The organism is Zhongshania sp. (assembly GCF_029212375.1).
Classification (GTDB): Bacteria; Pseudomonadota; Gammaproteobacteria; order Pseudomonadales; family Spongiibacteraceae; genus Spongiibacter.
Genome location: NZ_JARGNU010000021.1, coordinates 49389 through 55842 on the forward strand (window position 1 = coordinate 49389; position 6454 = coordinate 55842).

The following is a 6454-nucleotide window of genomic DNA, read 5'->3' on the forward strand; positions in this document are numbered from 1 at the left end:
CTGAGCCGCTAAGACTCGCTACTTAATTCAATATGGTAACCGGCGTATTTCCGGATATTTATTACCCCAGTATCAAAAATCAAGTACTGACCTTTGATACCCATCAAGGTGCCTTCTAACTCAGGTACCTTGTCTAAATTAAAGGATTTTACTTTAAGCGGATATTCGCTAACGGGGTAGTCAATGTTCTGCACCACCGCCGTATTGAGGGGCTGAATAGCTTGCAAACCAAAACGCTGCTGTAGTTCTGCGATTTCGTCGGCGCAAGCTTCGGCCAGCGCGTCGCGTCGCGCAAACAAATCCTGATCGTCCGGCGAACCCTTTAGCATGGCCTGCCAACTGGTTTTATCGGCAACATGATTTTTGTAAATGGTCTCAACCAAACCCGATTGCAAACGGGTACTAACGCGGTAAATTGGCAGCGCGCTCACTGCGCCCTGATCTATCCAGCGGGTGGGCACTTGGGTTCCGCGGGTGATTCCCACCTTCAAGCCTGAGGAATTTGCCAAGTACACCACATGATCGATCATGCAGTGACTTTCGCCCCACTCCGGTTCACGGCAAGTGCCCGCCGCATAATGGCATTTCTCGGGACTAACAATGCAAATATCGCACTGCGCCAAACGCTGAAAACAGGGGTAGCAGTGGCCCTGATTAAAGCTTTTTTTGGTCAGCCGCCCACAGTGTACGCAGTTAATTTGCTGCTTAAATACCATCTGCAAGCGTTTGCCAATCAGCTCGTTCATTGGCAGTAACTGCTCGCCAATCGGCATGGTGTAACAGGCTAAATTCCCATCTAAATGGGTCTTCATTTTAGCCACGGCACCCGCCATTACAAACTCAGTCATGGGCCTATTCCGCCCACTTTAAAATTTGATCGGCATCATTGTCGCTGTGATCGTGGTCGTCACCGCAGACCTCGCCCTCGGCCTTTTTACCGCGATCAATATAGCCCACCCGCTCATTCTCAGCGCGGCTCTTTAAGTCGTAGGCAATCACCCCAGCCATACAGTGCTCGCGCTGTTCTTGCGTTAATACGCGACCGTCAGGCCACTTACCAATTTCTATCGCACGCTTAAGCCCCTCATAAATTGCCGGGCTAATATTGTCAATCAACTGCTCAAAATCCATCACTACACTCACTTAAATTAGTTTTTCACCAACCGCACATTATACCGGCTTGCGATCTAGCAAGGCCGCCGCCAAGCCCAAGATCAAGCCTAAAACCAAGCCACTGAGGTGCGCCGTATTGGCCACCGCGCCGAGCCCAAGCAATTCGGTAAAACCAGCCATACACACCAGTAGCCAAACCACCATGACTACCGCCACGCCATTAACCAAAGGAAAAGGCGTTGCCGGCCGCAGGCGATTCCACACCACGATATAACCTAACAGGCCGTATATTACACCTGACATTCCCCCAAACAGTGACACCCCAGTCATTGCCTGAGCAATATTCGAGCCCGCGGCAATCAGCAGCACCAAGCCCAATATCCGCACCGCGCCTTGGCGCCGCTCGATCATGCCGCCCAGCTCCCAAAGCCATAGACTGTTAAAAACAATATGCATCAAGCCAAAGTGCAAAAACGCGGGGGTAATTAAACGCCACAATTGCCCCTTAGGCCAGTCGCCCTGCAGCTCGCCGCCTACGACATGCAGCTGATAAAAACTAAACAGCGGTAAGATCTCAAACTGGCGATCGAGGTAAGGCAAAATACTGCCCGCCAAACTTAAGAGTAATAGCGCCACCACCACCGGCACCGCCGCTAAATTGCGATACCAGCCCCCGGTTTTTTTAACGGCGATCGGCTGGGGCGCCTCGCTAAGTTGCAGCTCGCCAGACTCTAGGCGCTGATACAATTCTTTAACCTGCTCAACATGGGCGGTCGAGCCCACCCACAGCACCAGCATGCCCTTTTCTTCGGCAATGCGATGAGGGAGCGACAACTGCCACAACAAAGCTGAAAATTTTTCTAAATTTGCCGTCAACGGCAAGCGCAAACCAATATACTCAGACATCCTCATCCTCTTTACCAATCTGCCCACCCCAGCCCAATTTATCCCGGCAACTGGCGTAAAAGCTGTGGTCTAGAGGGTGTACCAAACGCATTTTATGGGGTTTTTTACGCACGTAAATACTGTCGCCCGGCTGCGAGGTAATACGTAATTGGCCATCGCAGGTCACCGGCGGCTGCACAACATTGTTTTTGCCCACCACCATTTTAATTTCACTTTTGCCGTCAATCACAATGGGCCGGCTGCTTAAGGTATGGGGAAACATGGGCACGATAACGATGGCATCTAGGCGCGGATGCATTATTGGCCCGCCGGCCGATAAGGAATACGCTGTGGAACCCGTCGGCGTAGCAATAATTAAGCCGTCGGAGCGCTGGCGATAAACAAACTCGCCATCAACATAGAGTTCAAACTCCATCATATGGCCCGAGGTGCCCGAGTTAAGCACGACATCATTGAGTGCATCGCCCTTGCCCACAGACTGACCGTCGCGAATCACTTCAACATCAAGTAAGAAACGCTTTTCTAGACGGTAGTGTCCGTCCAATACCGCGCCGACTTGAAGTTCTATTTCGTCGGGAGAGATATCGGTCAAAAAGCCGAGCCGGCCACGGTTTACACCCAATACCGGCGCATTGTGACGCGCCAGTGTACGGGCAGCCCCAAGTAAGCTGCCATCGCCGCCAACCACAATAATCAGGTCGCAAACTTCGCCGATCATACGCCGCGAGCTCACCCGCAAATCATGCCCAGGCAATAATTCAGAAACCGCTTCATCGAGCACAACGCTGAGTTCTCGGAGCAACAGAAAGTCGAGTAAGCGACGCAGGGTATCCGCCACGCCATTGCCTTCCCGCCCTATCACACCTATATTGCGAAACTGTTCCATAATACCTACTGCTTATCTTGGGGCGCCTATTATACAGAAGCGCGCCAAATATGACCCCTGCAGTGGAGTTTGAGACACAACCGCGCCTAATCGCAAGTTAAACACTGCGTATTAACGCTAATGCCGCTATCAGCGCTCTTCGGCCTATCCCACAAGGAGGCACGCTATTATTTTTTCCGATTGCAGCAGTTTTAAGTCACCACTCGTATCAGCCCTAGCGTGGAGCTGTTTCAGCCCACCGCTATTAAATTCAATACAGAGCGGCGGCCGCAACATCACCACGCCCCAACTCTCACTAAATACAGCGCGCCGCGACTGGCTCAACACCCTAGACCACGACGACCAACCACTGCGCCGCTATTTACACGACCACTGCCACAGCAAGCGCCTCGGCCTCGTCTTTGAAAGCCTGTGGCATTTCTTTTTGCGCGAAGATCCCGCCACCGAGCTCATCGCCCACAACATTCCGGTACGCGACGGCAATACAACCCTGGGCGAGTTTGACGTGCTGTATTACTGCCACCACACTGGCCAAGCAATACACTTAGAGCTCGCTGTGAAGTTCTTTCTCAACCTCAACATAAATCAGCAAGCCGCCTCACTCAAACATTGGTTTGGCCCCAATCGCGCCGACCGCCTAGACCGCAAACTCGCGCGCTTAACCGAGCACCAGCTGCCCCTCGCCAATACCGACGCTGGCCGCGACACCCTGCGCCAATACAATATTGAAAAACCAGCACAACAACTGCAAATTAGCGGTATGCTTTTCTACCCCCGCGGTACCGGCGACCAGCAGCAAGCGCTGAACCCACACCTCAATCCACTGCACCAGCGCGGCTACTGGCAAACCCTGAGCGAATTCATTGCAGCTAATCAGACCCAGCCCCAGCTATGGCGCTATCTTGCCAAACCAAGCTGGCTAGAAAACCACTTTTCCTCGGCCCATGAACTAAGCGAAGAGCAACTCAATAGCGCCCAAGAGCGACCAATTATGATTATTAATGCCGCCGAGCAGCGCTGTTTCTTGGTGCCCGACCACTGGCCTACGACGCCTTGAGCAAACTCGGAAAGCCGCGGCGCCCCTGCAAACCACCGCTGTGAATAGCCAAGACGCGGCTACCTTCTGCAAACTCACCCTGCTGGAGCATATGCTCCAGCCCCCACATCATCTTGGCGGTATATACCGGATCGAGGACGACGCCGTGCTCGGCCTCAAAGCCCAGCATATAGTCGCGCAATTCATCCGATAAACGCGCGTAGGCACCACCGTGAAAGCGAAAATCCAAGCGCCAATTTCGGCGCTCGCTGCCCATCGTCGTCAGCAATTTACTGATATCGCCAGCCATATAAGCTTCCGCTTTTAGCACAGGAATACCGATTATCTGAACCGAATCGGCAACCTTCGCCGCCAAACCGGCCAAGGTTGTGCCAGTGCCGCAGGCAACAACTATGGCGCCGTAATCGCGACCAAAATTTGGAATCAATTCGGCAATAGCAGCGCAGCCCTCAGCCCCCAAGGTATTGGCGCCACCTTCGGGTATCAGAAAAGGCTGTTCATACTGCGCCAGAATTTCAGCCACAAACTGCGGATCGTGGCGCCGCCGGTAGTCCGTGCGACTCAGGTAATGTAAGCGCATCCCCCATGCCTCGGCATCTTGTAAAGTTGGGCTTAACACAACACCTTCATCGGCGCGCACACAGCCTACGGTTGCCAGACCACAGGCCTTACCCACCGCTGCTAAAGCGTGAAGATGATTGGAATAAGCACCACCAAAACTCACTAAAGTCTCACAGCCCATTTGCTGCGCCGCCGCCAAGTTAGGCGCCAACTTAAACCATTTATTGCCCGGCGCAAGAGCATCGAATTTATCGAGACGCAATATATCCACCGCCACACCGCCGCGGCAGTATAGCGGCTCGATCAAACTACCCGATGTGAAATCGCTCAACGCAGCGAGGCGCTGTGTTCATGACAGCGATCGCTCTCACCAGGCCTAAACAACATTGGCCTCATAACCTTGGTGACTGGCTCGCCGCAATACTGACCGCTGTGATCACGCTGCCGGCAAATTGGCAAACGATAGTGAGCCAGCCATTCATGATACTGCCCATCGGGCACTTCGCAGCGCGAGGCAACGTAGGCCAGAGGGTTATTTAAGTACTCCGGCATATCATCTTGGCTAATCACCAAATGCTCAACACCGGGATGATAAGCCACAAAAACCACGCCTTTTTCCGACATGTTCTGCAACAGCTGATTATCACTACTCAACATAAGTCCGCGATTTTGCTCGCGCAACACACTAAGCTCACGACGTAAATCAACAATTTCCTTCGCCCGCAAATACAACTCGCGTTCGCGGCGGTGCAGCGGTTCACCCAGCTTGATTGCCTGCTCTTTTAGTTGGCGCTCAAGGCTCTCGGCGTGCTCTGCACGGAGCACGGCAATCTGCTGCTTGTGATCTTGACCGCCGCGCTCTAACAGGGCTTCTATCTCATCGGTTTTCTGGCTAATAAGACGGGTTTGCGTCTCGAGCAGACCCCGCAGCTCTTTATGCTGCTGATTCATTTCGGCAAGACGCTCTTTCTGCGCCTTAATCAGCGCCTCGCGCTCACGGAGCTGGCGAGTTAAATCCTCGGCCTGGCGATCAATGGTACTTTGAAAAGTCTCCGCTTGCGTAAGAAGGTTCAGCTTTTCTGCACTGCGCAAAGCCACTAATTTAGCACGATAACGACGATTAAATACCGCGGCGGGCGGTGTGCTTGGCGATGGAGTGGGTTTCGCAGCGGCACGATCTACAGGCGCCGCGAGTGGCTCGCTGCCGGCTGCCGGCCTAAAAAAATCGGCGACATTACTCTGCGGCGCAGATCTGTCGCTGCGCTCACTGATAATGCCGAGGCGATTGCGCTCGGCGGCAATACTCATCCTTTGAAAGGTGCCGCCGCTATTCATATCGGGATCCCACAACTGGCGGCGGTACCACGCAACTGGGCACGCACTGCGACAGGCCACCCGAATAGGCCCTGCACCGAGATCGGGGCCAAGGCTAGCATGATCTAATAAATGCCGTAGCGGGATATTCCAATTACCAGCGACTCGGCCTCTGGCATCGAAACTAATGGTAAAAAACACCGCGCCTAAAATTTTCAGACTACCATCTATTTGAACAAAGGCCGCCTGCACTTCATCGCCAGCAAAGTCGGGGACGCCAACAACATCATCCAATACCGCTTCAAACTCGGCAAAAAACATTTCCTTAACAACATTACCGTCGTTAAAGAAAACAATGGCTTCAGATAGCGCCCCCAATTGAACCTCCCAACCGAACTGCAATACACCGCGGTGACCGCTAAAAAAGACGGTCTATAACAAATCATTATAGGAAGACTAAGGGTGGGCTGATAGTAAAACTGTATTTAAATGTGCGTGCAGAAAATAGGGTGTAAATAAGAAGACTTTAACAGAGACAAACTAAGGAAGGCTTAAACTGAATAGTTGGCGGACCGGACGGGACTCGAACCCGCGACCTCCGGCGTGACAGGCCGGCA

7 protein-coding genes are annotated in these 6454 nt (G+C 52.9%); 1 reads left to right on the plus strand and 6 read right to left on the minus strand.

What is annotated here, in order from left to right; genetic code table 11:
- Positions 1-8: 8 nt before the first annotated feature.
- From P1U47_RS16490 to P1U47_RS16505, 4 genes are read right to left on the minus strand one after another with little or no spacing between them, the layout of a single operon-like run.
- The gene (locus P1U47_RS16490; protein ID WP_301030286.1) at positions 9-848 is read right to left on the minus strand and encodes a DUF2797 domain-containing protein; all 840 of its coding nucleotides are present in this window, start codon (positions 846-848) and stop codon (positions 9-11) included.
- Positions 849-852: 4 nt separating this feature from the next.
- Positions 853-1131, minus strand: coding sequence for a DUF1315 family protein (locus tag P1U47_RS16495; RefSeq protein WP_301030287.1), 279 nt, complete (start codon positions 1129-1131; stop codon positions 853-855).
- Positions 1132-1170: 39 nt separating this feature from the next.
- Positions 1171-2019 (minus strand): rhomboid family intramembrane serine protease, encoded by an 849-nt coding sequence (locus tag P1U47_RS16500; RefSeq protein ID WP_301030288.1) that lies wholly within the window; start codon positions 2017-2019, stop codon positions 1171-1173.
- On the minus strand, positions 2012-2905 hold the full coding sequence (locus P1U47_RS16505; protein WP_301030289.1) for an NAD(+) kinase: 894 nt from the start codon (positions 2903-2905) through the stop codon (positions 2012-2014). Before P1U47_RS16505 ends, P1U47_RS16500 begins: the two co-directional genes overlap by 8 nt.
- 169 nt (positions 2906-3074) lie before the next feature.
- On the opposite strand from P1U47_RS16505, the gene P1U47_RS16510 reads away from it, so the two are divergent.
- Positions 3075-3962 (plus strand): DUF1853 family protein, encoded by an 888-nt coding sequence (locus tag P1U47_RS16510; RefSeq protein WP_301030293.1) that lies wholly within the window; start codon positions 3075-3077, stop codon positions 3960-3962.
- Here the strand turns inward: P1U47_RS16510 and P1U47_RS16515 are convergent.
- On the minus strand, positions 3949-4854 hold the full coding sequence (locus tag P1U47_RS16515; RefSeq protein WP_301030290.1) for a 1-aminocyclopropane-1-carboxylate deaminase/D-cysteine desulfhydrase: 906 nt from the start codon (positions 4852-4854) through the stop codon (positions 3949-3951). The two genes, P1U47_RS16510 and P1U47_RS16515, sit on opposite strands and share 14 nt — an antisense overlap.
- Positions 4851-6215 carry a hypothetical protein gene (locus P1U47_RS16520; RefSeq protein WP_301030291.1) on the minus strand — a complete coding sequence of 455 codons (1365 nt, stop codon included), beginning with the start codon at positions 6213-6215 and terminating at the stop codon, positions 4851-4853. Before P1U47_RS16520 ends, P1U47_RS16515 begins: the two co-directional genes overlap by 4 nt.
- Between the last annotated feature and the right edge of the window lie 239 nt (positions 6216-6454).